The sequence below is a fragment of the Microbacterium pygmaeum genome (assembly GCF_900100885.1).
GTDB classification, from domain to species: Bacteria; Actinomycetota; Actinomycetes; order Actinomycetales; family Microbacteriaceae; genus Microbacterium; species Microbacterium pygmaeum.
In genome coordinates, this window is sequence record NZ_LT629692.1 from 378,781 (window position 1) to 401,934 (window position 23,154).

At 69.5% G+C, this 23,154-nt stretch carries 24 protein-coding genes; 10 read left to right on the plus strand and 14 right to left on the minus strand.

Annotation, left to right across the window (positions count from 1 at the left end):
* Positions 1-9 precede the first annotated feature (9 nt).
* Complete coding sequence (locus BLT19_RS01680; protein WP_091485369.1) at positions 10-786, minus strand: alpha/beta fold hydrolase; 777 nt, start codon at positions 784-786, stop codon at positions 10-12.
* A 107-nt stretch (positions 787-893) separates the two neighbouring features.
* On the opposite strand from BLT19_RS01680, the gene BLT19_RS01685 reads away from it, so the two are divergent.
* Positions 894-1,772 carry a VOC family protein gene (locus BLT19_RS01685; RefSeq protein WP_091485371.1) on the plus strand — a complete coding sequence of 293 codons (879 nt, stop codon included), beginning with the start codon at positions 894-896 and terminating at the stop codon, positions 1,770-1,772.
* On the opposite strand, the gene BLT19_RS01690 is transcribed toward BLT19_RS01685, so the two are convergent.
* The 5 genes from BLT19_RS01690 to BLT19_RS01710 form a co-directional block, all read right to left on the minus strand.
* The gene (locus BLT19_RS01690; protein WP_091485373.1) at positions 1,769-2,794 is read right to left on the minus strand and encodes a LacI family DNA-binding transcriptional regulator; all 1,026 of its coding nucleotides are present in this window, start codon (positions 2,792-2,794) and stop codon (positions 1,769-1,771) included. The genes BLT19_RS01685 and BLT19_RS01690 overlap by 4 nt on opposite strands.
* Positions 2,795-2,810: 16 nt before the next feature.
* The gene (locus BLT19_RS01695) at positions 2,811-4,301 is read right to left on the minus strand and encodes a GH1 family beta-glucosidase (RefSeq protein ID WP_091485376.1); all 1,491 of its coding nucleotides are present in this window, start codon (positions 4,299-4,301) and stop codon (positions 2,811-2,813) included.
* A gap of 1 nt (position 4,302) precedes the next feature.
* A complete protein-coding gene (locus tag BLT19_RS01700) occupies positions 4,303-5,220 on the minus strand; it encodes a carbohydrate ABC transporter permease (protein WP_091485378.1) in 918 nt (305 codons plus the stop codon).
* Positions 5,217-6,173: a carbohydrate ABC transporter permease gene (locus tag BLT19_RS01705; protein ID WP_091485381.1), complete on the minus strand. Its 957-nt coding sequence runs from the start codon at positions 6,171-6,173 to the stop codon at positions 5,217-5,219. Before BLT19_RS01705 ends, BLT19_RS01700 begins: the two co-directional genes overlap by 4 nt.
* A gap of 201 nt (positions 6,174-6,374) precedes the next feature.
* The gene (locus BLT19_RS01710; RefSeq protein ID WP_091485383.1) at positions 6,375-7,652 is read right to left on the minus strand and encodes an ABC transporter substrate-binding protein; all 1,278 of its coding nucleotides are present in this window, start codon (positions 7,650-7,652) and stop codon (positions 6,375-6,377) included.
* Between the two features lie 221 nt (positions 7,653-7,873).
* On the opposite strand from BLT19_RS01710, the gene purS reads away from it, so the two are divergent.
* Together purS and purQ are read left to right on the plus strand one after the other, a co-directional pair.
* Complete coding sequence (purS, locus tag BLT19_RS01715; RefSeq protein WP_091485386.1) at positions 7,874-8,122, plus strand: phosphoribosylformylglycinamidine synthase subunit PurS; 249 nt, start codon at positions 7,874-7,876, stop codon at positions 8,120-8,122.
* Positions 8,119-8,826, plus strand: a complete 708-nt coding sequence (gene purQ / locus BLT19_RS01720; protein ID WP_091485389.1) for a phosphoribosylformylglycinamidine synthase subunit PurQ — start codon at positions 8,119-8,121, stop codon at positions 8,824-8,826. The genes purS and purQ overlap by 4 nt, the downstream gene beginning before the upstream one ends.
* Positions 8,827-8,845: 19 nt before the next feature.
* Here purQ and BLT19_RS01725 read toward each other — a convergent pair whose 3' ends face one another.
* Positions 8,846-9,277: a DUF1761 domain-containing protein gene (locus tag BLT19_RS01725; protein WP_091485392.1), complete on the minus strand. Its 432-nt coding sequence runs from the start codon at positions 9,275-9,277 to the stop codon at positions 8,846-8,848.
* 87 nt (positions 9,278-9,364) lie between these two features.
* Here BLT19_RS01725 and BLT19_RS01730 point away from each other — a divergent pair, with 87 nt between their 5' ends.
* On the plus strand, positions 9,365-10,297 hold the full coding sequence (locus BLT19_RS01730) for a 2-hydroxyacid dehydrogenase (protein ID WP_231917740.1): 933 nt from the start codon (positions 9,365-9,367) through the stop codon (positions 10,295-10,297).
* A gap of 11 nt (positions 10,298-10,308) precedes the next feature.
* On the opposite strand, the gene BLT19_RS01735 is transcribed toward BLT19_RS01730, so the two are convergent.
* Complete coding sequence (locus BLT19_RS01735) at positions 10,309-10,752, minus strand: hypothetical protein (RefSeq protein WP_231917741.1); 444 nt, start codon at positions 10,750-10,752, stop codon at positions 10,309-10,311.
* 35 nt (positions 10,753-10,787) lie between these two features.
* Positions 10,788-11,381, minus strand: coding sequence for a nucleotidyltransferase family protein (locus BLT19_RS01745; RefSeq protein WP_231917742.1), 594 nt, complete (start codon positions 11,379-11,381; stop codon positions 10,788-10,790).
* Positions 11,382-11,425: 44 nt separating this feature from the next.
* Between BLT19_RS01745 and BLT19_RS01750 the strand changes: the two genes are divergently transcribed.
* From BLT19_RS01750 to BLT19_RS01775, 6 genes are read left to right on the plus strand one after another with little or no spacing between them, the layout of a single operon-like run.
* Positions 11,426-12,508, plus strand: a complete 1,083-nt coding sequence (locus BLT19_RS01750) for an XdhC family protein (protein ID WP_091485396.1) — start codon at positions 11,426-11,428, stop codon at positions 12,506-12,508.
* Entirely contained in the window at positions 12,508-12,990 is a 483-nt protein-coding gene (locus BLT19_RS01755; RefSeq protein WP_197673006.1) for a nucleoside deaminase, read from the plus strand. Before BLT19_RS01750 ends, BLT19_RS01755 begins: the two co-directional genes overlap by 1 nt.
* Positions 12,987-14,345, plus strand: coding sequence for an 8-oxoguanine deaminase (locus tag BLT19_RS01760; protein ID WP_091485402.1), 1,359 nt, complete (start codon positions 12,987-12,989; stop codon positions 14,343-14,345). The genes BLT19_RS01755 and BLT19_RS01760 overlap by 4 nt, the downstream gene beginning before the upstream one ends.
* Before the next feature lie 15 nt (positions 14,346-14,360).
* Positions 14,361-15,185, plus strand: coding sequence for an FAD binding domain-containing protein (locus tag BLT19_RS01765; RefSeq protein WP_091485405.1), 825 nt, complete (start codon positions 14,361-14,363; stop codon positions 15,183-15,185).
* Positions 15,182-17,980, plus strand: coding sequence for a molybdopterin-dependent oxidoreductase (locus BLT19_RS01770; RefSeq protein ID WP_091485408.1), 2,799 nt, complete (start codon positions 15,182-15,184; stop codon positions 17,978-17,980). Before BLT19_RS01765 ends, BLT19_RS01770 begins: the two co-directional genes overlap by 4 nt.
* A gap of 3 nt (positions 17,981-17,983) precedes the next feature.
* Complete coding sequence (locus tag BLT19_RS01775) at positions 17,984-18,580, plus strand: nucleoside deaminase (protein WP_197673008.1); 597 nt, start codon at positions 17,984-17,986, stop codon at positions 18,578-18,580.
* A 246-nt stretch (positions 18,581-18,826) separates the two neighbouring features.
* Here the strand turns inward: BLT19_RS01775 and BLT19_RS01780 are convergent, their stop codons facing one another.
* The 5 genes from BLT19_RS01780 to BLT19_RS01800 are packed head-to-tail and all read right to left on the minus strand — an operon-like array spanning position 18,827 to position 23,122.
* A complete protein-coding gene (locus BLT19_RS01780) occupies positions 18,827-19,441 on the minus strand; it encodes a helix-turn-helix domain-containing protein (protein WP_231917743.1) in 615 nt (204 codons plus the stop codon).
* Positions 19,442-19,448: 7 nt separating this feature from the next.
* Positions 19,449-20,336, minus strand: coding sequence for an ABC transporter permease (locus BLT19_RS01785; protein ID WP_231917744.1), 888 nt, complete (start codon positions 20,334-20,336; stop codon positions 19,449-19,451).
* A complete protein-coding gene (locus BLT19_RS01790; protein ID WP_091485410.1) occupies positions 20,333-21,169 on the minus strand; it encodes an ABC transporter permease in 837 nt (278 codons plus the stop codon). Before BLT19_RS01790 ends, BLT19_RS01785 begins: the two co-directional genes overlap by 4 nt.
* Positions 21,159-22,013, minus strand: a complete 855-nt coding sequence (locus tag BLT19_RS01795) for an ABC transporter ATP-binding protein (protein WP_091485412.1) — start codon at positions 22,011-22,013, stop codon at positions 21,159-21,161. Before BLT19_RS01795 ends, BLT19_RS01790 begins: the two co-directional genes overlap by 11 nt.
* A 26-nt stretch (positions 22,014-22,039) precedes the next feature.
* Positions 22,040-23,122 carry an ABC transporter substrate-binding protein gene (locus tag BLT19_RS01800; protein ID WP_091485415.1) on the minus strand — a complete coding sequence of 361 codons (1,083 nt, stop codon included), beginning with the start codon at positions 23,120-23,122 and terminating at the stop codon, positions 22,040-22,042.
* Between the last annotated feature and the right edge of the window lie 32 nt (positions 23,123-23,154).

The following is a 23,154-nucleotide window of genomic DNA, read 5'->3' on the forward strand; positions in this document are numbered from 1 at the left end:
CGCGCCGGGTCAGCGCAGCCGATCGCGGACGACGGCGGCCGTCGCCGCCGGATCCGGACGATGCATCACCGATTCGGGAACGATGACGAGCTCTGCCCCCTCGATCTCGTCGGCGAGCCGGTCGGAGCCGGTGATCAGCATCGGGAAGGTCTGCTCGCCGCGCAGGATGGTGACAGGCGAGCCGACGCTCAGCATCGACGGCGGCGGCGTGGAGACCTGGCGCACCAGCGTCGTGTCGTAGACGGTCGACTGGGCCAGGGGCACCACGGCCGCGAACTGCTCGCTGGAGCGGAACTGGTCGACCATCTCCTGCGGCAGGCCGATGTTCTCGAGCTGGAACGTCGTGATGGCCTCTTCGAGTTCGCCGTCGTCGACCAGCTTCTGCAGTCGCTCGGCGAGGTCGTCTGCCGGCTCGTCCGCTCCGAATCGCAAGGGCGGTTCGGACAGGAACAGCGCGCCGACCGGCACCCCGGCCGACGCCGCGTACAGCGCGAGCACTGCTCCCGACGAGTGGCCGAGCACCCCGGCAGCCCCGCCGACCGTCTCGATCACGGCGGCGAGGTCTTCGACCTCCCGCTCCGGGGTCGACCCACGGGCATCCTCGCTGTCGCCGCGCGCGCGTCGATCCCACGTCACCGCGCGAAAGCCGGCGTCCGCGAGCGCAGCCGCGAGCGGATCGGCATCGACTGCACGCGAGAGCGCTCCGTTCACGATCACGATCACCGGGCCGTCGCCCTGAGCGCTGTAGGCGATCGAGGTTCCGTCTGTGGAGTTCACCGTGTCCATGCCGCTACGAAAGCACGGGCCCCGGACACCCGCAAGGCCGCGGCGCCGCACGCTTCCCGGTCGGTCAGCACGGAATACCGGTCGGATGCCGCGGGTTGCTCATTCACATGAATGAAGTGCTCCCGGCCGCCGACAAGCTCGCCGCAGCGACGGCGATGGGGGCGGTCACGCTTCTGGTCGGCGACCTCGATGAGATGACGCGCTACTACCGCGACGTCGTGACGCTCCAGGTCGTGGATGCTGCGGCCGACACTGTCACCCTGGGGCGCGCCGGCAGGGCGATCGTGATCCTTCGCCATGAGCCGGCGCTGCGCCACGCGACGCCCGGCTCAGCCGGCCTGTTCCACACCGCGATCCTGTTCGAGACGCAGGCGGCACTGGCCGCCGCGCTGTACTCGGTCGCCCGCACCGCACCGGGCACCTTCACCGGCTCCGCCGATCATCTCGTCAGCCAGGCGTTCTACTTCACCGACCCCGAGGGCAACGGCATCGAGCTGTACTGGGACCGGGTTCGCAGCGACTGGTCGTGGGTGCACGGCCGGATCGAGATGGGCACCCTGTACCTGGACCCCAACGAGTTCCTCCGCGAGCACCTCACCGAGGAGGCGGCGGATGGATCGACCGGCGCGGAAGCGGCATCCATCGGGCATGTCCACCTCTCCGTGGGTGATGTCCGCACCGCCCGTGCGTTCTACGTCGATGCACTCGGCTTCGACGAGACGGCGGGCCTCGGAGACCAGGCTGTGTTCGTGAGCGCTGGCGGCTATCACCACCACATGGCGATGAACGTCTGGAACTCCCGCGGCGCAGGTCCTCGGATGCCTGCGCTCGGCCTGGGTCGCGTCGACCTCGCACTCCCGGATGCCGACGTGCTCGGGGCGTTGGGCGAGCGACTCCGCGATCGCGGCTTCCAGGTGCGCGACGACGGGCGCTCGCTGAGCTTCGACGACCCGTGGGCGAATGTGCTGAACGCGAGCGTCGCCTAGACCGAGTCCCGCACGATCAGCTCGGTGTCGAGCATCGTGACGTGCTGCGGGCTGCGACCGGCGAGCAGGTCCAGCAGGACGCTGGCCATCTGCTCGCCCTGCGCGAGCGACGGCTGGCGCATGGTGGTCAATTTCGGCGTGACCGAGGTCGCAACCGGAGAATCGTCGAAGCCGACGATCGCGATGTCCTCCGGAACGCGGATGCCGGCGCGGCCCAGGACTGCCAGCGCGCCGCGCGCCATGAGATCGCTCGCGATGAACAGGGCGTCGAATTCCACGCCGCTCTCGAGGATGCGGCTCATCGCCGCCGAGCCGCCGTCCGCCGTGAAGTTGCCGTCCTCGACGGCCACCTCCTCGAGCCCCGCCCCCGCCAGCGCCGCCCGATAGCCGTCGAGCCGGTCGATGCCGGCCGGCATCGTCACCGGCCCGCTGATCGTCGCGATGCGCGTGAAACCCCGCTGCACCAGGTAGTCGGTCGCCTCCCGGCCGCCCCGTACGTTGTCGACGTCGACGTAATAGGCGCTCTCGCGCTCCTGCACCGGCCGACCGCCGTAGACGACGGGGACGGCGGCGGCGATCCGGTCGATGAAGGTGTCGCTGGTGTGGTGCGAGACGATGAAGGCGCCGTCGACGCTGCCGCTGCGCAGATACGCCGTCGTCTTGTCGCCGGGGTCGTCGCTGGCGATGAAGAGGTTCAGCACGTAGTCGGAACGCCCCAGTCGCGAGTTGATGCCCGACACGATCGCCGCGAAGAACGGGTCTCCGAAGAAGCGGGTCGTGTCCTCGGGGACGACGAGGGCAAGCGCGTGGGTCTGCCGGCTCGCCAGGGATCGCGCCGCGCGGTTGGGGACGTAGTTCAGCTCGGCGATCGCACGCCGGACCGCCTCCAGCGCGGAGGGGCTGACCGCAGTCGAGCCGTTCACCACGCGCGAGACCGTGGAGCGCGAGACCCCGGCTGCCGAGGCGACCTCCTCGATCGTCACGTGCGCCGGGAGCGCTGCGGTGGTGATCCCCGTGTGCATCGTTCCCCTTCGGATGCTACGTCTGCGACTGGTCGGGTGCCGGGGGTGCGTCCAGGGCGCGGGCCGCGATGATGCGGGAGTACTCCAGACCGCTGTCTTTGATGGAGCGCTCCTGCGTGTCGTAGTCGACGCGGACGATGCCGAATCGCTTCTCATACCCCCATGCCCACTCGAAGTTGTCCAGGAGCGACCAGTAGAAGTATCCCCGCACGTCGACGCCGGCATCCACTGCATCGAGGATCGCACCCAGATGGGCGCGGACGAAATCGACACGGTCCTCATCGTGGACGCGGACGACGCCGCCCTCCACGACGGGCTCGTCGTCGTAGGCCGCACCGTTCTCCGTCACGAAGAGCGAGGTGCCCGCCGGCTGGGCGTACTCGGTCCACACCCGCTTCAGCAGTCGGGAGAGGCCCTCGGGCTGCACCTCCCACTGCATGGGCGTGCGCGGAAGACCCCGCTCGTGCCAGAAGATGCCTTCCGAGGAGGGGAACGGCGATTCGCCGCGACGGTCGGTGGGGGCTTCCCCGCCGATCGGCGGCACTGCCGGAGGCGTGCCTCCGACGTACTCGCCGTGGTAGTAGTTCACCCCGAGCGTGTCGATGGGCGTGGCGATCGTCTCCAGGTCGCCGGGACGGATCGCCGCGCGCAGCGCATCGTCGGCGATCTCGTCGAAGATGTCCTGCGGGTACGCGGCTTGAAAAATCGGGTCGAGGAACCACCGGTTGAACTGCCCGTCGATGCGGCGGGCCGCATCGAGGTCGGCCGGGACGCCGGCGTCCACGGGGTCGGCCACCGTGAGGTTCAAGGTGATCCCGAGGTTCAGGGATTCGTCACGGGCGCGGAGCTCGCGCACGGTCTGACCGTGGCCGAGGAGCAGGTGGTGCGCCGCCAGCATCCCCTCGCCTCTGCTGTAGTGCCCGGGTGCGTGCAGGCCGGCGGTGTAGCTCAGGAACGACGAGCACCACGGCTCGTTCAACGTCGTCCAGACGTTCACCCGGTCGCCCAGGGCATCGTGGACATCCAGCGCGTACTCGGTGAACCGGTCGGAGGTGTCTCGGTTCGTCCAGCCTCCGCGATCCTGGAGTGCCTGCGGAAGATCCCAGTGGTAGAGGGTCAGCCACGGCATGATCCCGGCGTCGAGCAGCTCGTCGACCAGGCGCTGATAGAAGTCGACGCCTTCGGCGTTGACCACACCGCCGTCCGGGCGGATGCGGGACCAGGATGTGGAGAACCGGTAGGTCTCCAGTCCCATCCGCTTCATGAGCGCGACGTCGTCGCGGTAGCGGTGGTAGTGGTCGCAGGCCACATCGCCGTTGTCGGCGTTGATCACGGCGCCGGGTACCCGGCTGAAGGCGTCCCAGATCGAGTCACGGCGACCGCCCTCCGCCGCCGCCCCCTCGATCTGGTACGCGGCGGTGGCCGCCCCGAAGAGGAAGTTCGAGGGGAACGGTCGAGTCTGCTTCGCGGGCACGACGGATGCGGCCTCTCGGATGTCGATGGTCATCTCAGCCCTTCACCGCTCCGGCCATGATGCCGCTGACGAGCTGCTTGCCGGCGAAGGCGAACAGGATCAGGAGCGGGATCGTCGCCAGCAGGACGCCGGCGAGCACGATCGAGTAGTCCACGAAGTAGTTGGACTGCAGGAGCGAGAGGGCGACCGGCAGGGTCGGGCTCTGTCGATCCAGCACGATGAACGGCCAGAAGAACTGGTTCCACGCGCCGACGAAGGTGAACAGGAACAGCATGGCCGCGGCCGGGCGGGCGGCGACCACGCCGACCGTCCAGAAGGTGCGGAGCATGGATGCCCCGTCCACGCGCGCCGCTTCGATCAGCTCGTCGGGCACGGTCTGGCTGAGGTACTGCGTCATCCAGAACACGCCGAAGGCGCTGGTCAGCGCGGGCACGATGATCGCGCCGATCTGACCGGTCCAGCCGAGGTCGGCGAAGAGGATGTACAGCGGCACGACGCCGAGCTGCGTGGGCACGGCGAGGGTGGCGACCACGAAGACGAGCAGCCCCTTCGATCCCCGGAAGCGCAGCTTCGCGAATGCCCAGCCGGCGAGCGTCGAGAAGACGACGACGGATGCCGCGATCACCGTCGAGCTGAAGATGGAGTTCCACAGTGCCGGCCAGAAGTTGACCGCCGGGTTGTTGATGACGGTGATCGCGTTGGCGATGAAGTTGCCGCCGGGGATCCAGGACATGTTCGCGTCGTTGAGGGTCGACGCATCGCCCGACCCGATCAGGAACGACCAGTAGTAGGGGAAGATCGCCGAGATGACGATGACCGCCAGCCCGAGGTAGACCCAGAATCCGGGACGCGTTCCGCGGATGCGGGTGGTGCGGGCGTTGCGCCGGCGGCGTGCGTCGTTGGGGAGGTTCTCCTCGACGATCGCCAGAGGCGGGGTGCTGATGGCGCTCACAGCTGGGCTCCCTTCCGGGCGGAGCGGCGTTTCCGGACGACACCGCGGCCGCCGTCGTCGCGGACGAGTCGCCGGGTGATGGTGAGGTTGATCAGACCGATGGCCAGGATGATCAGGAACAGGATCCAGGCGAGGGCGGCGGCGCGGCCGAAGTTGAACTCGCCCCAGCCGATCTTGTAGAGGTACAGGGTGATCGTCAGCCACTGCTGGTCGGCGCCGCCGTTGCCGTTCTGGTCGTACATGCGCGGCTCGTCGAAGATCTGCAGACCGCCGATCGTCGAGGTGATGATGACGAAGATGAGCGTTGCCCGAAGCGACGGGAGCGTGATGCTCCAGAACTGACGGAACGCGTTCGCGCCGTCCACCGTCGCTGCCTCGTAGTACTCGCGGGGCACCGCCTGCATGGCGGCCAGGAGGATGAGGGCGTTGTAGCCGGTCCAGCGGAAGTTGACCATCGTCGCGATCGCGATGTGGCTCCAGAACGGATCCTTGTGCCAGCCGATCGCGGGCAGCCCGATGTTCGTGAGGAACGTGTTCACCAGGCCGTGGTTGTCGCCGAAGAGGTTGCTGAAGATCAGCGCGACCGCCACCGGGGCCATGACGAACGGCAGGAGCACGCTCATGCGCCAGAAGGTCTTCGCACGGATGTTGCGGTCCAGCATCGCGGCGATGAAGATCGCGAGGACCAGCTGGGGCACCGAGGAGAGGATGAAGATGCTGAAGGTGTTGCGCAGCGCCACCCAGAACTGCTCCTGGGTCAGGATCCAGATGTACTGGTCGAGCCCGACGAAGGTTCCGGTGTTGCGCACCAGATCCCATTCCTGGAACGAGATGACGGCCGTGTACGCGATCGGGAAGAGTCCGACGATCACGAACAGGATGAAGAACGGCGAGATGTACAGGTAGGGCGAGACCTTCAGGTCCCAGCGGCTCAGCCTGCTGCTGAAGGACATGATGTGCCGAGGGACGCGCTCGCCGTCTGCAGGGGGCTCCGGCGTCGCCGGCCGGCTTGTGCGGGTGTCGCGGGAATTTAGCGCAGTCACGTGAGCTCCGTATCGGCCGTGAGAAGAGGGGATGCGAATCAGGGGGTGAGCGGAGGTCGCGCGGCGAGACGCGACCCCCGCTCCGATCAGAGGATCAGAACTGCCGGATCCTTAGAATGCCTCGACCTCGGCGACGTAGGTGTTCCACGCCGTCTTCTGGTCCTCGAGCCCGTCGAAGACGCGCGTGATGGCATCCTGCAGCGCCTGGTTGTACTTGATGAAGTCGACGCTCTTGTAGGTGTTGACCGTCACTGCCGCCGCGCGCTCTCCGAAGATCGAGCCGGTCGGCGCGTCGTTGAAGTAGGCGTTCGTCGAATCGGTGATGGCCGCCGACTCCTGCGCCTCGATCACGCTGGGGTACTGGCCCGCGTTCACGAAGGTCTTCTCCTGCGTCGCCGCGGAGGTCAGCCAGTCGGCCAGGGCGAGTGCCGCCTCGACGTTCTTGCCGTTGGCCGGAACGGTCAGGTACGAGCCGCCCCAGTTGCCACCGCCGTTGGGGAACGCGTTGGCGACCTGCCAGCCGCTCACGTCGGGTGCGTTGCCCTCGATGATGCCGAGCATCCAGGCGGGGCACAGCATCGAGGCGAACTCGCCGTTGGCCATCGAGGCGTTCCAGTCATCGCTCCACTGGGCGGCGTAGGCCGAGTTCGGGATGGCGCGCTCGACGACCTGGTTGTAGGCGTCTTCGAGCTCCGGGTTGTCGGTCGCGACGACGGTGCCGTCGGGCTCGTCGTAGGGGAACTCGATCTGGTTGACCATGCCCTGGAACACCGAGTGCGCGGAGTCGATCATCGGCTTGCCCGTTGCTGCCTTGTACTTGTCGGCGACGTCGAAGTAGTTGCTCCAGTCGCCGTCGAACAGCGCGGCGACCTCATCGGGGTCGGTCGGCAGGCCCGCGGCTTCGAAGAGGTCGGCGCGGTAGCACAGCGCCTGGGGTCCGATGTCGGTGCCGAAGCCGACGAGACGGCCCTCGGGGTCGGTCGCTGCGGCTTCCTTCCAGTCCAGCCAACGGCCCTTGGCGCTGTCGGGCACCTCGGCCAGCAGGTCGGAGTACTGCATCGCCTCGGTGAACCAGTCGACCTCGACGGCCTCGATGTCTGCGAGGCCTTCCTTGCCGAGCTTGGCGAAGTAGTTCGTGCGGGCGTCCTGCGAGATGGCCGCCTTGTTGTGGACGATCTTGATGTTCGGGTTCTCGTCCATGTACTCCTGGAGGAGTTCATCGTCGTAGCCGAAGTCGTTGAACGTGGCGAGCGTGAGCGTGATGGGCTCGTCCGGGTTCGCGGACGAGTCCGCGCCGCCGGAACCGCCGGCGCAGCCGGCGAGCACGATGGCGGTCGCGGAGAATGCGGCCACAGCCACGGCGCCCCTACGGAAGGCACGTGAGTTCACTGTCACTCCTTTGTGTTGTCAGGGTTGATTCCAGGTGATCGAGGGGTGAGCGGTGCCCGCCCCGTGGTGCGCCGTGGGAGCGTTCCCATCGGCGGAAGAGACGCTATGGGATCGCTCCCACGAAGTCAAGGGAGCGCTCCCATATCGCGGTCACGGTTGCATCACGGCCGCCTCGCCGGGGCGCCGTAGACTGGGAGGACACGCCCGCCTGGAGGATTCCGATGCCCACCATCGTCGTCGACGTCATGCCCAAAGCCGAACTGCTCGACCCGCAGGGCAAGGCCGTCTCCGGCGCCCTCGCGCGGCTCGGCGTCGATGCGTTCACCTCGGTGCGGATCGGCAAGCGCTTCGAGCTCACCGTCGAGGGCGAGGTCGGCGAGGACGTGCTCGCCAAGGCCCGGGAGATCGCTGACGACATCCTCTCGAACTCGGTGATCGAGGACGTCGTGGGCATCGAGGTCGTCGAATGACCGCGCGGATCGGGGTCATCACCTTCCCCGGTTCGCTCGATGATCGCGACGCGCAGCGCGCGATCCGGGTCGCCGGAGGCGAGCCGGTGGCGCTGTGGCACGGTTCCCACGATCTCGAGGGAGTGGACGCGCTCGTGCTCCCTGGAGGCTTCAGCTACGGCGACTACCTGCGAGCGGGCGCGATCGCGGCCCTGGCTCCGATCATGAGCGAGGTGAAGGATGCCGCGGCCCAGGGCATGCCTGTGCTCGGCATCTGCAACGGCTTCCAGATGCTGGTCGAAGCGCAGCTGCTGCCCGGCGGGCTGATCCGCAATGCGCATCAGCAGTTCATCCGCCGCGACCAGAAGCTGCGGGTGGAGAACGCGTCGACAGCGTGGACCTCGGAGTTCACTGCGGGCGATGAGATCGTGATCCCGCTGAAGAACGCGGACGGCGGGTACATCGCCGCGGAATCGGAGCTGGACCGGCTGGAAGGCGAGGGGCTGGTCGCGTTCCGCTACCTGGGCGTCAACCCGAACGGATCGCTGCGCGACATCGCGGGGCTCACGAACGAGCTCGGCAACGTTGTCGGCCTCATGCCGCATCCGGAGCACGCCGTCGAGCCCGGCTTCGGACCCGATACCGCCCTCGCGATGCGCTCCGGGATCGACGGCCTGCCGTTCTTCACCTCGGCCATCGCCGCCGTGGTGGGCGCCGCGGCCTGACCGAATCGGTCGGCGAAGACTAGACCGTCCCCGCGGGCGGCCACACCCCGATGATGATCGCCATGATCAGCACCGTCACCAGCTCGTGCGCGATGTTCAGCACCGTCAGCGACGAGGGGCGACCTTCGAATGCGTCGTGCGTGATGAACCGCGCGGCGGTGAAACCCGCCCAGAGGGCCACCGCCGTGACGATCGCCGTCCACAGGTAGCCGCCGCCGTAGAAGTGCCAGGCGATCGCCGTGGAGCCGGCCAGCACCCACGCCGTCACGAAGCTGACCAGCACGGTCACCAGGATCGCGATGGTCGCGCTGGCGGCGGGCCGGTCCATGTCGACGTTCGCGAGCCTGGACCAGCGGGTGCCGAACACCCGCCTCGCGTACCAGATCGAGCCGACGAGCATGCTCGAGGCCGTCGCCAGGAGCACCGCCCAGTAGTTGATCTCGGGAACCATGGGAGCCTCCTCTGCGCACGATGCGCTGTGGGAAGGGTATCGCCGCGGTCCGCGCGGCGGAGCCCAGCGCGCCGGTAGCGTGGACGGGTGACCTCCGGCATCCCGAATCTGACCGTGACCGTCCCGACCGAGCAGCTCGCTGCCGACATCGCTCCCGTCCCGGACGGCGTCGAGGTGATCGTGTGGGCGATGGACAGTCCCGCCCCTCGGGAACGCATCGACATCGTGGTGCCGCCGTACATGACGATGGGCAGAGTGCTCTCGATGCTCGACGGGATCGAGGTGGGCTTCGTCCAGGGTCAGTCGATCGGCTACGAGGGCGTCGGCGATCTGCTGCCCGAGGGCATGGTGTTCGCGAATGCGTCGAGCGTCCACGAGACCTCCACGTCCGAGCTGGCCCTCGCCCTCACGCTCGCGGCCCAGCGGCATCTGCCGGCGTACGTCCGCGCGCAGGACGAAGGCAAGTGGGCGCCCGATTTCGCCGACAGTCTCGCTGACCGCCGCGTGCTGGTGCTCGGCTACGGCGGCGTCGGCAAGGCGATCGCCGCACGGTTGCTGCCGTTCGAGGTGCGGCTCACCGCCGTGGCCTCCCGCGCACGAGACGAGGATGGGATGCCGGTGCACGGCGTCGACGAACTCCTCGAGCTCCTGCCTGAGACCGACATCGTGATCGCGAGCCTGCCCGGCGGCGAGGCCACCAGGCATCTGCTCGACGATGACGCACTGTCGGCACTCCCCGACGGAGCCCTGGTCGTCAACGTCGGCCGAGGCCCGCTCATCGACACCGATGCGCTGGTGGACCACGTACGGCGTGGGCGGATCCGGGCGGCGCTGGATGTCACCGACCCCGAGCCGCTGCCCGCGGACCACCCGCTCTGGAGGCTTCCCGGAGTGCTGATCGCCCCCCACGTCGGTGGCGCGTCCAGCGCGATGCGCCCTCGCGTCGCGAAGCTCGTGCGGACGCAGATCGAGCGTGCGGTCGCCGGCGAGCCGCCCGTGAACGTCGTGATCGGCGGCTGACCGCCGCCCGCTCAGCCCAGCGGCGTCAGGACGGCGATCCGCCAGCCGTCGTCGGTGTTGACGAGCTGGTACATCAGCCGCTCGCTCGTGGCATCGTCGCGGTGCCAGGTCACGTCCGCCCACACACTGCCGGACGTCTCTGCGGGCACCCGCAGCTCGACGCGGGTGTCGGTGATGCCCTCGTACTGCGCCCACGCCGAGCCGAAGAACTGCTCGGTCTGCGCTGCGTCGGTCACCGCGATCGTCTGCCCGGGGAACAGGATCAGCGCGGGAACCGCATACAGGCGGGCGACAGCCTCGGTGTCTCGATCGAGCAGCGCGGGCGGCGCAGCACTGCACCGGGTCGGTCGGATCGAGCCGGTGTCCTTCGACCTGTCCGAGATCGCCGCACTCCTGGCCAGCTTGGCGGCAGTGGGTCCGACGGTGAGCGAGAGTGCGGCGTCGGCGATGGGCAAACTGACCGCGGCCCTGCACGATCGGTGAATCCCGCTCAGCGATGGTCCACGTCGGCGCCGGACCAGAGGTCGCCGCACTCGACCTGCACCGCGTCCTGGTCGCGCAGGTACGGGCCGGCTCCGTGATCGCCGACGAGCGTCGCGGCGACCGAGGCGAAGTGGTCGGCGCCGATGAAGACCGGATGCCCCGGCACGCCCTCGTACGCTGCGCGAGCCAACCCTGCACGACCGGCGGGCGAGGCCGCATCGATCACACGCCGGGCGGCGCTGGCCGGTGCCTCCGGCGTATCGACCGGAGTGACGAGCACCGCGTCCGCAGCGGCGCCGGCCGCAGCATCCAGTCCGGCTCGCAGCGACGCGGACAGGCCGACCGACCAGTCCGGCACGACGATGATCGTCGCAGCCGGCGGCACCCGTTGCGCAGCCGCGTCGGCACCGGCGCCGAGTGCCACCACGACCGATGCGCAGCCGGCATCCTGCAGCATCCGCACGGCCAGCTCGAGCCACGGCGTGCCTTCGAGGTTACTGGCCAGGGCCTTCGGGCCGCCGAAGCGGGTGCCGGCCCCGGCGGCGAGCACGAGACCGCAGATCGTGAGCGAGACATCCGGCTTCGGTTCGGGCACAGTCACGAAAGCGTAGCGCGCAGGAAACACGGCCGGGATAGCGTGTCGGCATGCTGGATCTCGCGCCTGAGCTGATCGCGGTGCTGCGCACCGGGGAACCCGTGGCGGTGGTCTCCATCACGAATGTCCCGCGCAGCGCGCCCCTGGGCGTCGGCGCCTCCATGGCGGTGACGGCCGGCGGTCGCGTCATCGGCTCGATCTCGGGCGGGTGCGTCGAGGGCGATGCGGTGCTGCTGGCACATGCCGTGCTCGCCGACGGCGAAGGCCGCGTCGCCCGGTTCGGCTTCACCGACGAGACGGCGCACGCTGCCGGTCTGGCATGCGGCGGGTCGATCGACGTCGTCGTCTACCGCGTCGAGCCGTCCGACGACATCGCGATAGCGGCGCTGCAGCGTGCTGCGCAGGACCGCTCCGCGCGGATCGGCGTCGAGTGCACGGGGCCGCGCATCGGGCGGCTGCTCGGCGAATCGGAGCTGCAGACGCCGGCGGCCGTCGACGACCTGCGCAGCATGCTGGCGGCGGCATACGCCGACGAGACCGGCGTGCTGATGCTCGCCTTCGCGCCACGGGCGCGGCTGATCATCGCCGGGGCGGGCGAGCATGCATCCGCATTGTGCCGTGTCGCCTCCGCGGCCGGATTCGCCGTGACGGTGTGCGATCCGTGGCCGCTGCTCGTGACAACGGAGCGCTTCCCGGATGCCGACCGTCTCGTCGCCGATCTGCCGCATCGGCACCTGTCGTGCCTGGACACCGACGAGTTCGACGAACGGACGGCGATCTGCGTGCTCACCCACGACGAGCGCATCGACATCCCCACGCTGCGGCTCGCGCTGCGCCTGCCCGTCGGCTTCGTCGGCGCGATGGGATCCCGCGCCACGGTCGCGCGCCGCGCCGCGCTGCTGCGCCAGACCGGTACGGATGACGACGCGCTGGCGCGCCTGCACTCGCCGCTGGGGCTCGACCTCCAGGGCTCGACCCCCGAGGAGACCGCGATCGCGATCGTCGCCGAGATCCTCGCGGCGCGCCACCGCGGCACCGGCCTGCCTCTGCGTGATCTGCACGGTCCGGTGCACCGCGAGGCGCCCTCGGCCTCATGCTCGATCGATCCATCCCTTCTCCCGGAGATCCGCTGATGACCGACCAGGACACTCACCTCCTCCGCGCGATCGCGCTCGCCCGACAGGCGCGCGAGCGTGGCGACCATCCCTTCGGCGCGATCGTCGTGACAGCAGACGGCACCGTGGTCGAGGGTCTGAACTCGGTCGTCACACACGGGGACCCCACCGGTCACGCTGAGACGAACCTCGTCCGACTCGCCGCCGCCGCGCTGACCGCGCAACAGCTGAGCACCGCCACGCTGTACACCAGCACCGAGCCGTGCGCGATGTGCGCGGGCGCCATCTACTGGTCGGGCATCGGTCGCGTCGTGTACGCCCTCGGCGAGGACGAGCTGATCCGCATGGTCGGCACGCAGGAGGGCATCCCGACCCTCGCCCTCCCCAGTCGCGAGGTCTTCGCCCGCGGTGGCCGGGCGGTGGAGGTCATCGGTCCGGTCGACCTGCCGGAAGCGGTCGCGGTGCACCGTGGCTTCTGGACTGCCGAGGCGACGCCGTGACGCGGATCATCATCGAGGGCGCACACGTCGTCACCGTCGATGCCGCCGACACTGAGCATCCGATCGGCTTCGTCGTCCTCGACGGCGAGACCATCGCAGCCGTCGGATCCGGCTCGGCACCCGAGGAGTGGCGGGCGGATGCCGCGATCGTCGACGGTCGCGGATGCCTGGTCACTCCGGGCCTGATCAACACACACCACCATCTGTACCAATGGCTCACGCGCGGCTACGCGCAGGACGCGATCCTCTTCGACTGGCTCACCGCGCTGTACCCGCTGTGGTCGCGGATCGACGCGGGTCTCACCGGGATCGGCGCCGCAGGGGCGATGGCGGTGCTCGCACGGTCGGGGTGCACCACGGTCGCCGACCACCACTACGTCTTCCCGAAGGACTCCGGCGACATCGTCGGCGCGATCGTCGAGGCGTCCGAGCGCATCGGCGTCCGCCTGCACGCCACGCGCGGTTCCATGGACCTCGGCGCCTCGCAGGGCGGGCTGCCGCCGGACTTCGCGGTCGAGAGCACCGACACGATCCTGCGCGCATCAGTCGAGGCCGTCGAGCAGTACCACGACCCGTCCTTCTCGTCGATGGCGCGGGTGGCTCTGGCACCCTGCTCCCCGTTCTCGGTGACGGCCGAGCTGCTGCGCGAGTCGGCGCTGCTGGCGCGTTCGCTCGGCGTCCGACTGCACACGCATGCGTCGGAGACGGTCGAGGAGGACGCATACTGCCTGGAGCGCTTCGGCAAGACGCCCACGGCGTACCTCGAAGACCTCGGCTGGCTGGGCTCGGACGTCTGGATGGCGCACTGCGTCCACCTCGACGAGACGGCCATCGGAAGATATGCCGAAACCGGCACGGGTATTGCGCACTGTCCCTCGTCGAACGCGCGACTGGCAGCCGGCATCGCGCCGGTCCGCGACCTGCTGCGCGCCGGGGTGCCGGTCGGGCTCGGGGTCGACGGAGCGGCCTCGAACGAGTCCGGCCAGCTCGGCATCGAGATCCGCGAGGCTGTGCTGATGGGCAGGCTCAAGACCGGATCCGACTCCTTCTCGGTGCGCACCGGATTGCGGATCGCGACGATGAACGGCGCACGCGTCCTCGGCCGGCAGGACGAGATCGGCTCGCTCGAACCCGGAAAGCTCGCGGATGTCGCGGTGTGGCGAGTCGACACCGTCGAGCACGCGGGGATCCTCGACCCGGTCGCAGCGTTGGGCCTCGGCGCGATGCCGCCGTTGGCGCGGCTCTTCGTGAACGGGCGACTCGTCGTGGAGGAGTCGACCCTGGTGACAGCCGAGGAGCCGGTGCTCGCCGAGCAGGTCGCAGCCGCGTCGAAGCAGCTCGCCGAGCGGGCATAGCTCGGAGCATCACGCATGGACATCACCACCGTCACTTCATTCCGACGCGCGCATACGCGCGACGACCTCGCCCTCGCCGAGGGCGAGGCGTTCCTCGCCGGCGGCACCTGGCTGATGAGCGAGCCGCAACCCGAGACGACGGGGTTCGTCGATCTGACGACGATGGACTGGCCGTCGCTGGAGGTCTCCGACGAAGGGTTGCGCATCGGCGCCACCTGCACCATCGCGGAACTGGTGCGGTTCGGCGCGGACGCCTCGGCCCGGCCGGCCGACTGGGCAGCGGCATCCCTCTTCCCCGTCGCCGCGAACGCGCTGCTGGCCTCATTCAAGATCTGGAACACCGCGACCGTCGGCGGGAACCTCTGTCGCACGTACGCCGCCGGATCGATGGTGTCGCTGTGCGCGGGGCTGGACGGCGTGGCGGTCCTCTGGCGGCCCGACGGCACCGAGTTGCGGGTCTCAGTGGCGGACTTCCCCACCGGAGACGGGACCAACATCCTGCGGCGGGGCGAGCTCCTCCGCTCGATCGAGCTTCCCGCGCATGCGCTTCGGTCGCGGGCGCTGCTGCACAAGATCGCCCTGGCCGAATACGGCAGATCCGGTGCCGTGGTCACTGGTCGCCTCGACGGCGACGGATCGACGGTGTTCGGAGTGACCGCGGCCACCCTCACCCCGCACGTGATGCGATTTCCCGCGATCCCCGGCGCGGACGAGCTCGCGGCGGCTGTCGCCGCGGCATCCGATTTCTACACCGATCCGCAGGGTGCCGCCGACTGGCGTCGGGGTGTCAGCTCGGAGCTGGCCGAACAGCTCCGTCGAGAACTGGAGCGGGTCGCATGAGGCTCGAGGTCAACGGCGAGGGCATCGAAGCCGACCCGCGCGCGGGTCAGAGCCTGCGCACGCTGCTGCGTGAACACGGGCACCACGACGTCAAGAAGGGCTGCGACGCGGGTGACTGCGGGGCGTGCGCAGTGCTGCTGGACGGTGATCCGGTCCACTCCTGTCTGATCCCCGCGATGCGCGTCGCCGGCACGACCGTCACCACGGCGTCGGGCCTGGCTCCCGGCGACGACCTGCATCCCGTGCAGCAGGCGCTCGTTGATCATTTCGGCTTCCAGTGCGGGTTCTGCACCGCCGGGATGGCGGTGACCGCCTCGACCCTCACCGCGGCGGACCTGCCCGATCTCGACCGTCGCATGAAGGGCAGCGTCTGCCGGTGCACGGGCTACCGGCCCATCCGCGCCGCGATCACGGAGGCCGTTCTGGGCCCGGTGCGAGAGACCGGCCCTCGGAACCCGGACGGCGAACGGGAGGCTCGAGGACCGCTGCCCGCCGATCGGGTCGGCGCCTCGGCCACCCCGCCCGCAGCGCGGCGGGTCGTGCAGGGGCTCGAGCCCTACACGTTCGACGCCGAGGCGCCCGCAGGCACCCTCGTGCTGCGGGTACTGGGATCACCGCACGCCCACGCGCGGATCCGCTCCATCGACACCGCCGCCGCGCTCGCGGCGCCGGGCGTCGTCGCCGTCCTCACGCATCGAGACGCCCCCGATCGCCTCTGGTCGAGCGCCCGCCACGAGCACCCGACCGACGACCCCGACGACACGCGCGTGCTCGACGATGTCGTCCGGCACGTCGGCCAGCGGGTCGCTGCGGTCCTCGCCGAGACCGCCGAGGCGGCTGACGCGGCGCTGCGCCTGATCGAGGTCGACTACGACCTGCTTCCGGCGGTGTTCGACCCCGAGCAGGCGCGCACGCCCGGCGCACCGCTGCTGCACCCCGACCGCACGCCGAACGACCGCGTCGATGACGCCGGGCGCAATGTGATCGCCGCGATCCACGCCGGGTACGGCGACGCCGATCAGGCGCTGGCGGACAGCGCCGTCACTGTCAGCGGCGAATGGCGCACGAGCCGTGTCTCGCACGCCCAGCTGGAGACGCACGGCGCGATCGGGTGGCTGGATGAGGACGGGCGCCTCGTCATCCGGACGAGTTCGCAGGTGCCGTTCCTGGCGCGCGACGCGCTGGCCGCGCTGTTCGACCTCGATGCCGACCGGGTCCGCGTGTTCACGGCCAGGGTCGGCGGCGGCTTCGGGGGGAAGCAGGAGATCTTCGCCGAAGACCTCGTGGCGCTGGCCGTGCTGCGGACCGGCCGACCGGTGTCGTACGAGCTGAGTCGCACCGAGGAGTTCACCCGCACCGCGGTGCGGCATCCGATGCGGGTCGCCGTCTCGCTGGGGGCGACCGCGCACGGCGTGCTGACCGCCATGAAGGTCGACGTCCTGAGCGACGCGGGTGCGTACGGCAACCACTCGCGGGGTGTCCTGTTCCACGGCTGCGCCGAATCGATCAGCCTCTACCGCGCACCGGCGAAGCGTGTGGACGCGGAGGCGGTCTACACGAACGCGATCCCCAGCGGGGCATTCCGCGGCTACGGCCTGGGCCAGGTGATCCTCGGCGTCGAGTCCGCGATGGACGAGCTCGCCCTCGCGCTGGGAATGGACCCGTTCGAGCTGCGGCGCATCAACGCGGTGCGCGACGGCGATCCCCTCGTCGGCAACTACGGCGACCCGGAGCACGACATCGTCTGGGGCAGCTACGGTCTGGATCAGTGCCTCGATCTCGCCGAGCAGGCGCTCGCCCGCGGCAACGGCGTCGCCGCGCCGGACGGCTGGCTCGTGGGCGAGGGCATGGCCGCCGCCATGATCGCCACGATGGCGCCCTTCGGGCACGTCTCCGAGACGACAGTGACCGTGACCCCGGCCGGCGAGTACGTCGCCGGAGTCGGCACCACAGAGTTCGGCAACGGCACCACGACCGTGCATACCCAGATCGTCGCCACCGACCTGTCGACGACGCTCGATCGCGTGCGGCTGCGCAGCTCCGACACCGACGGCGCGCGCTACGACACCGGCGCGTTCGCGTCGGCGGGCATCACCGTCGCGGGGAAGGCCCTGCACGCGGCATCCCTCTCCCTCCGGGACCGACTGCTCACGCTCGCGTCCGGCATCGCAGGAGCGGGGGCGGATGCGACCGCCGAACCCGCTCTCGAACCCGACGGCGTGCGCGTCGGTGATCGCGTCATCGGGTTCGCCGAGCTGATCGCGTCGGCGCCGCCGGAGTGGCGGAGCGACGAGGGGCTCTTCGCCGACGGGTCCGAATACGGCGAGCAGCGCTCGATCGCCTTCAACGTGCACGCCGTCCGGGTGGCCGTCGAGCCGGCCACGGGTACGGTGCGCATCCTGCAGTCCGTGCAATCGGCCGATGCCGGATTCGTGATGAATCCGGCCCAGTGCCGCGGTCAGGTCGAGGGCGGGGTCGCGCAGGGCATCGGCAGCGCCCTGTACGAAGAGGTGCTGGTCGACGACGACGGACGCATCGTCAACCCGATGTTCCGGCAGTACCGGGTGCCGAAGTTCGCCGACATCCCCGAGACCGAGGTGTACTTCGCCGAGACGAGCGACGACCTCGGGCCCTTCGGGGCGAAATCGATGAGCGAGTCGCCGTACAACCCCGTCGCGCCGGCGATCGGCAACGCGATCGCGCGCGCGCTGGGCACCCGCCCCTACGAGCAGCCCTTCTCCCGCGACCGTGTGTGGCGGCTCGCGCAGACCTTGTCCCCCGACCGGAAGGGCTGACCCGTGCAGCTGGCCACCTCGTTCTCCGCGACGCTTCCGTCGTGGCTTCTCGACGATCTCGACGCGCTTCCGGAGCGCCTGCGCACCGATGAGGAGCGGATGCGACTGGTCAACGACCTCGCCGACCGCAACTGGCGGGCCGGGAACGGCGGGCCGTTCGCGGCGATCGTCGTGGACGACGCGACGGGGGCGCTCGTGTCGGTCGGCGTCAACGTCGTCCTGAGTTCCGGACTCACCGCAGCGCACGCCGAGGTCGTGGCGCTGAGCCTCGCACAGACCGCCCTCGGCCGCTGGGATCTCGGCGCGGGCGAGGCGAGCCTGTCGCTGATCGTCAACTGGCGACCGTGCGTGCAGTGCTACGGCGCGACGATGTGGAGCGGCGTGCGGCGCCTGGTGGTCGCCGGCGAGGGCCCGCTGCTGGAGGAGCTCACCGGCTTCGACGAGGGTCCGGTCGTCGGCGACTGGGCGGAGCAGTTCGAGGCGCGCGGCATCCACGTGGTCAGCGGCGTCGGGCGCGAGGACGCCGTCGCGGTGTATCGCGCGTACGGGTCGAGCGACGCGGTCGTCTACAACGCGCGAGGCTCGGTCTCGAGCGGCTGAGCCGCGTCAAGGAGCGGACGCCCCTTCGCTGGAACAGCGCCACGCCGCGGCACGCGGAGTTTCGTTTGCCGTCGGACGCTGCCGAGCGCGTCGGAGGACCACGTTCCGAGGCGAACGAACCGTAAGAGCCGAACTTCATTCGCCTCAGAACGCGGCGCCCGCCGCGGACGGAGCGCGATCCGAGGCAAATGAACACATGGCGGCGGATCGCCCGTTGCGCGGCCCGAGCCGCGCGGGGCGCGCCGGTCAGCGCAGCGACGCCGTCAGGCGCGGCTGCTGCTTCACGATGAGCAGCCGGAACGTCTCGCAGTCCGCCGACCACCAGCGGTGCGCGACGCCACCGGCGTAGTACGCGGACTCCCCGGGCGCGAGCGTCGATACCCGGCCGTCCAGCTCCACGTGCACTGCGCCGCCGAGCACGTACACGAACTCGTCCTCGTCGTGGACGAAGTACTCGCCGGCCAGCGAGTTGCAGCCCTCGTACTCCATCGGGTGGAACGGCCGGCCGCCGTGGGCGAGCATCCGCGCGGTGCCGACGGCGAAATCCGCGGAGATGGCTCCGTCGTCGCCGCGATGCACTTCCACGGGGGGAGCGGCGGATGCCGGCAGCTCGGCAGCCGCGATCAGCTCGATCGGACTCGTGCGCAGCGCGAGCGCGATTCGTCGCAGGGAGGCCAGACTCGGCTGGGCCAGACCGCGCTCCACCTGGCTGAGGAACGGATGCGACAGGTCGGTCGCCTCCGCGAGCTTCACGAGCGTCAACCCGCGTGCCTGCCGGAGGCGGCGGATATGGGATCCGAGACGCCGGTCGGCGGCATCCTCCCCCGTCGCCGCCCTCGCCACGGCCACCGACGTCGACACGGTCTGCTCAGACGCCCTTCTGCGGGTGCATCCCCATGCGCGCGAGGACGACGTCTTCGACGATCTGGATGATGTTGTAGAGGATCAGCGAGACCGCGGTGACCGCGACCACCGACGCCCACAGCGCGGTGAACTGCGCCTGGGGGATGAAGCCGCCGATCGAGCCGCCGATGCCGCCGCCGACCGCGAGCCACTCGGCCAGCAGCGCGCCGGTGATGGCGCCGGGCACCGAGATGCGCACGGCGGCGAAGAAGGCCGGCAGAGAGGAGGGCATCGCGATCTTGCGCAGCTTGGTCATCGAGCCGCCGCCGTACACGTCGACGAGGTCGTTCATCTGCGTCGAGGCCGACTTCAGGCCGAACGAGATGTTCACGAGAGCGGGGAAGAGCACCACGATGCCGCCGATGACCGCCACTGTCCACAGGTCGCGCCCGAAGATCATGATGATGACCGGTGCCATCGCGATGAGCGGGACCGAGCGCAGCAGCATCGCGACCGGCATCAGCGCGTGCTCGGCGCCCTTGCTCAGCTGGAACAGCGCGGCACCGAGGATCGCGGCGACGAGCCCGGCGATGAAGCCGATGGCCGCGTGGCCGAGGGTGACGGCGAGGTTGCCCAGAATGAGCGCCTGGTTGGCGGCGGCCGCGGGAACCGTGAAGAAGTAGTTCCAGACGTCGATCGGGCCTTTGGCGATCAACGGCGAGATCTGGAAGACCCAGATGACCCCGACCCACAGACCGACCGCGGCCACCAGCGTCAGCAGGAAGGTGAGGACGCTCCAGCCGAGCGCCTTGAGCACGCCACGCGTCGCAGCACGGCGGACGTCGCGGCTGAGGTCGAGTGCCGCGGGCGCGGCCAGCTGCATCTCGTTCGCGGCGGTGAGTGTCGTCATCATGCCTTCCCCTTCGACCACGGCGCGATGGCCCGCGCGAGCAGGCCCAGCAGGGCGAAGCCGGCGAGTGCGACGGCACCGCTGGCCAGGGCCAGCGCCCACACGAGCGGCGCGTTGGAGTTCTGCTGCGCGAGGATCATCGCGATACCCACGCCGACCTCGATCTTGCCGAAGAATTCGCCCAGCACCGCGCCGAGGAATGCTGCGGGGACGGCGATCTGGAGTGCGTTCAGGATCGCCGGCAGCGCAGCGATCAGGCGGACCTTCACCAGCTGGGTGAAGCTGTTCCCGCCGTAGACGGTGATCAGGTCGAGACTCGACCGGTCAGCCGACTTGAGGCCGAGGAGGGCACCGACGACGGTCGTGAAGAACACCGACAGGGCGGCGAGCAGGATCGCGGTTCCGCTGGGCTCACCGACACCGGGCGGGGGGATGACGACGATCGCGAGCATGCCGACCGCGACGATGGGGATGCAGTACGTGATGATCGCGAGCTGCGTGGCGACGCCCTCCAGCCGCGGCACCACCAGCACGAGCGCCGCGAGCACCAGGGCGATCCCGTTCCCCCAGAGGTAGCCGATACCGGCCTCGACGAGGGTGACCGAGAAGTTTCGCCAGTAGTACTCCCAGCCGCTGGTGACGTAGCTCTGCACGACTTCCAGCGGAGTGGGGATCGGATGCGCGCCCGTCGAGGTGACGAACAGCACTGCGATCATCCACCACAGGATGATGATCGCGACGCCGCCGATCACGCCGGTCAGCCAGGCGGGGAGCTTGATGCTCTCCCAGTGGATCGCGCGGCCCTTCTGGGGCGAGGCCGGTGAGCTAGTGGTCATCAGCCGCGGCGCCGCCCTCGCCGAAGAGCAGCTCGGATGCCTGGTCGACGTACGCGTGGAACTCCGGCGTGCGCATCATCTCGGGCGTGCGCGGACGCGGGAGGTCGATCTTCATGACCTCCTTGATGCGCCCGGGGCGCGGACTCATCACGGCCACGTAGTCAGAGAGGAAGATGGCCTCCGAGATGCCATGCGTGACCAGCAGGGTGGTCGCGGGCTTCTCGGTCCAGATGCGCAGGAGCTCGAGGTTCAGCTTCTGACGCGTCATGTCATCGAGCGCCCCGAACGGCTCGTCGAAGAGCAGCACATCGGGCTTGAGGATCAGCGATCGGGCGATCGAGACGCGCTGACGCATGCCGCCGGACAGCTGCGCCGGCTTCGCCTTCTCGAAGCCTTTGAGCCCGACCAGCGAGATCATCTCGTTGACGTACTCCTTGTCGACCGACTTCCCGGCGATCTCGAAGGGGAGGCGGATGTTGGTGAGCACGCTCCGCCACGGCAGCAGCGCGGAATCCTGGAAGGCGATGCCGAGCTTGTTGTCCTTCCGGAGCTCCTTCGGGCTCTTGCCGTCCACGCGCGTCGTGCCGCTCGTGGCCGGTTCGAGACCGGCGAGGATGCGCAGGATCGTCGACTTGCCGCATCCGGACGGACCGAGAAGGGCCAGGAACGACCCCTGCTCCGTGTGCAGATCGGCGTCCTTCAGGGCCACGACGCTCTTGCGTCCCGTCGTGAAGACCTTATTCAGTCCCGAGATCTGCAGGCCGGTGCCCAGGGTCTGACCCTGGGCACCGCCTTCGGCAGCGTCGATCTGAACGGCGCCCGTCGCGAGAGTGGGCTGCGTCATGATCCTGCTCCTGACTTCGGTTCCGGTCAGCCCGCGTAGGCGACCAGGTCGGGGTTCTCCTCGTAGACCTCTTCCAGGAGCGAGAGGTCGAAGAGGTCGGATGCCTCGAGCGTGATGCCCGCGCCGGCGAGGCTCTTGATGGTCGAGGCCTGGAGGTCCTCGGAGATGGTGAACAGCCCGTTCTCGACGGTCTCGTCCGAGACGACCAGCAGCTCGGCCTGGGCCTTCGCGCCGGCGATCGAGTTCTCCGGGTTCAGGTCGAGGTCCTTGCCGTAGTTCTCGTAGGCGAGCTTCGCGCCGGCCTCGGGGTCGCCTACCGCATCGGTCCAGCCCTTGATCTCGGCGACCAGGAACGCCTTCAGCTTCTCGCGGTCGTTCGCGATCGCGTCGTCGGTGACCGTGACGGTCTCGGCGACGAAAGGCAGGCCGTTGTCGGCGAAGGGGAGGTTCGTGGTCTCGACACCCGATGCGGCGACGGTGATCGCCTCGTTGGTCAGGTAGGCGATGAAGCCGTCGACCTCGCCGTTGATGAGCGGGGCCGGGTCGTACTGCACGGGGACGATGGTCAGCTCGGACTCGTCGATGTCGTTCGCAGCCAGCAGCGCCTTGAACAGGGCGGTGTTCGAGTCCTGGACGCCGATCTTCTTGCCGATCAGGTCTTCGGGGGTGGCGATGTCTCCGCCGCCCTTGAGGGAGAGCACCGTGAACGGGTTCTTCTGGAAGGTGGTGCCGATGATCTTCAGCGGGGCACCCTCAGAGGCCACGACCGAGCCGATCGAGACGGCGTCGGACAGGGCGACGTCGGCGCTTCCGGAGATGAGCTCGGCGGCACCGGTGGACGGACCGGGGGTGAGGGTCACGGAGTCGAAGCCGGCCTCGGTGTAGTAGCCCTCCGAGTCGGCGAAGAACTCGCCGGAGAACTCCTCGTTCTTGATCCAGCTGAGCTGGACGGACAGGTCGCCGTATCCGGCGGAGTCGCCGTCCGAGGGGGCGGAGGAGGGCGAGGAGCCGGAGCCGGACGCGCAGCCGGCGAATGCCAGCGCGGCGACGGTGAACCCGGCGAGGGCGGTGATGGCGCGGGTCGCGCGCCGGGCAGGACGTGAAGTCATGTGCTGTGTCTCCAGAGGCGGGTGGTGCATTC

What these genes read in the sequence shown, in the direction of transcription:
- BLT19_RS01680 (WP_091485369.1), bottom strand. Translation starts at nt 786, where the DNA reads ATGGACACGGTGAACTCCACAGACGGAACCTCGATCGCCTACAGCGCT.
- BLT19_RS01685 (WP_091485371.1), top strand. Translation starts at nt 894, where the DNA reads ATGAATGAAGTGCTCCCGGCCGCCGACAAGCTCGCCGCAGCGACGGCG.
- BLT19_RS01690 (WP_091485373.1), bottom strand. Translation starts at nt 2,794, where the DNA reads ATGCACACGGGGATCACCACCGCAGCGCTCCCGGCGCACGTGACGATC.
- BLT19_RS01695 (WP_091485376.1), bottom strand. Translation starts at nt 4,301, where the DNA reads ATGACCATCGACATCCGAGAGGCCGCATCCGTCGTGCCCGCGAAGCAG.
- BLT19_RS01705 (WP_091485381.1), bottom strand. Translation starts at nt 6,173, where the DNA reads ATGTCCTTCAGCAGCAGGCTGAGCCGCTGGGACCTGAAGGTCTCGCCC.
- purS (WP_091485386.1), top strand. Translation starts at nt 7,874, where the DNA reads ATGCCCACCATCGTCGTCGACGTCATGCCCAAAGCCGAACTGCTCGAC.
- purQ (WP_091485389.1), top strand. Translation starts at nt 8,119, where the DNA reads ATGACCGCGCGGATCGGGGTCATCACCTTCCCCGGTTCGCTCGATGAT.
- BLT19_RS01725 (WP_091485392.1), bottom strand. Translation starts at nt 9,277, where the DNA reads ATGGTTCCCGAGATCAACTACTGGGCGGTGCTCCTGGCGACGGCCTCG.
- BLT19_RS01750 (WP_091485396.1), top strand. Translation starts at nt 11,426, where the DNA reads ATGCTGGATCTCGCGCCTGAGCTGATCGCGGTGCTGCGCACCGGGGAA.
- BLT19_RS01755 (WP_197673006.1), top strand. Translation starts at nt 12,508, where the DNA reads ATGACCGACCAGGACACTCACCTCCTCCGCGCGATCGCGCTCGCCCGA.
- BLT19_RS01765 (WP_091485405.1), top strand. Translation starts at nt 14,361, where the DNA reads ATGGACATCACCACCGTCACTTCATTCCGACGCGCGCATACGCGCGAC.
- BLT19_RS01770 (WP_091485408.1), top strand. Translation starts at nt 15,182, where the DNA reads ATGAGGCTCGAGGTCAACGGCGAGGGCATCGAAGCCGACCCGCGCGCG.
- BLT19_RS01785 (WP_231917744.1), bottom strand. Translation starts at nt 20,336, where the DNA reads ATGATGACGACACTCACCGCCGCGAACGAGATGCAGCTGGCCGCGCCC.
- BLT19_RS01790 (WP_091485410.1), bottom strand. Translation starts at nt 21,169, where the DNA reads ATGACCACTAGCTCACCGGCCTCGCCCCAGAAGGGCCGCGCGATCCAC.
- BLT19_RS01795 (WP_091485412.1), bottom strand. Translation starts at nt 22,013, where the DNA reads ATGACGCAGCCCACTCTCGCGACGGGCGCCGTTCAGATCGACGCTGCC.
- BLT19_RS01800 (WP_091485415.1), bottom strand. Translation starts at nt 23,122, where the DNA reads ATGACTTCACGTCCTGCCCGGCGCGCGACCCGCGCCATCACCGCCCTC.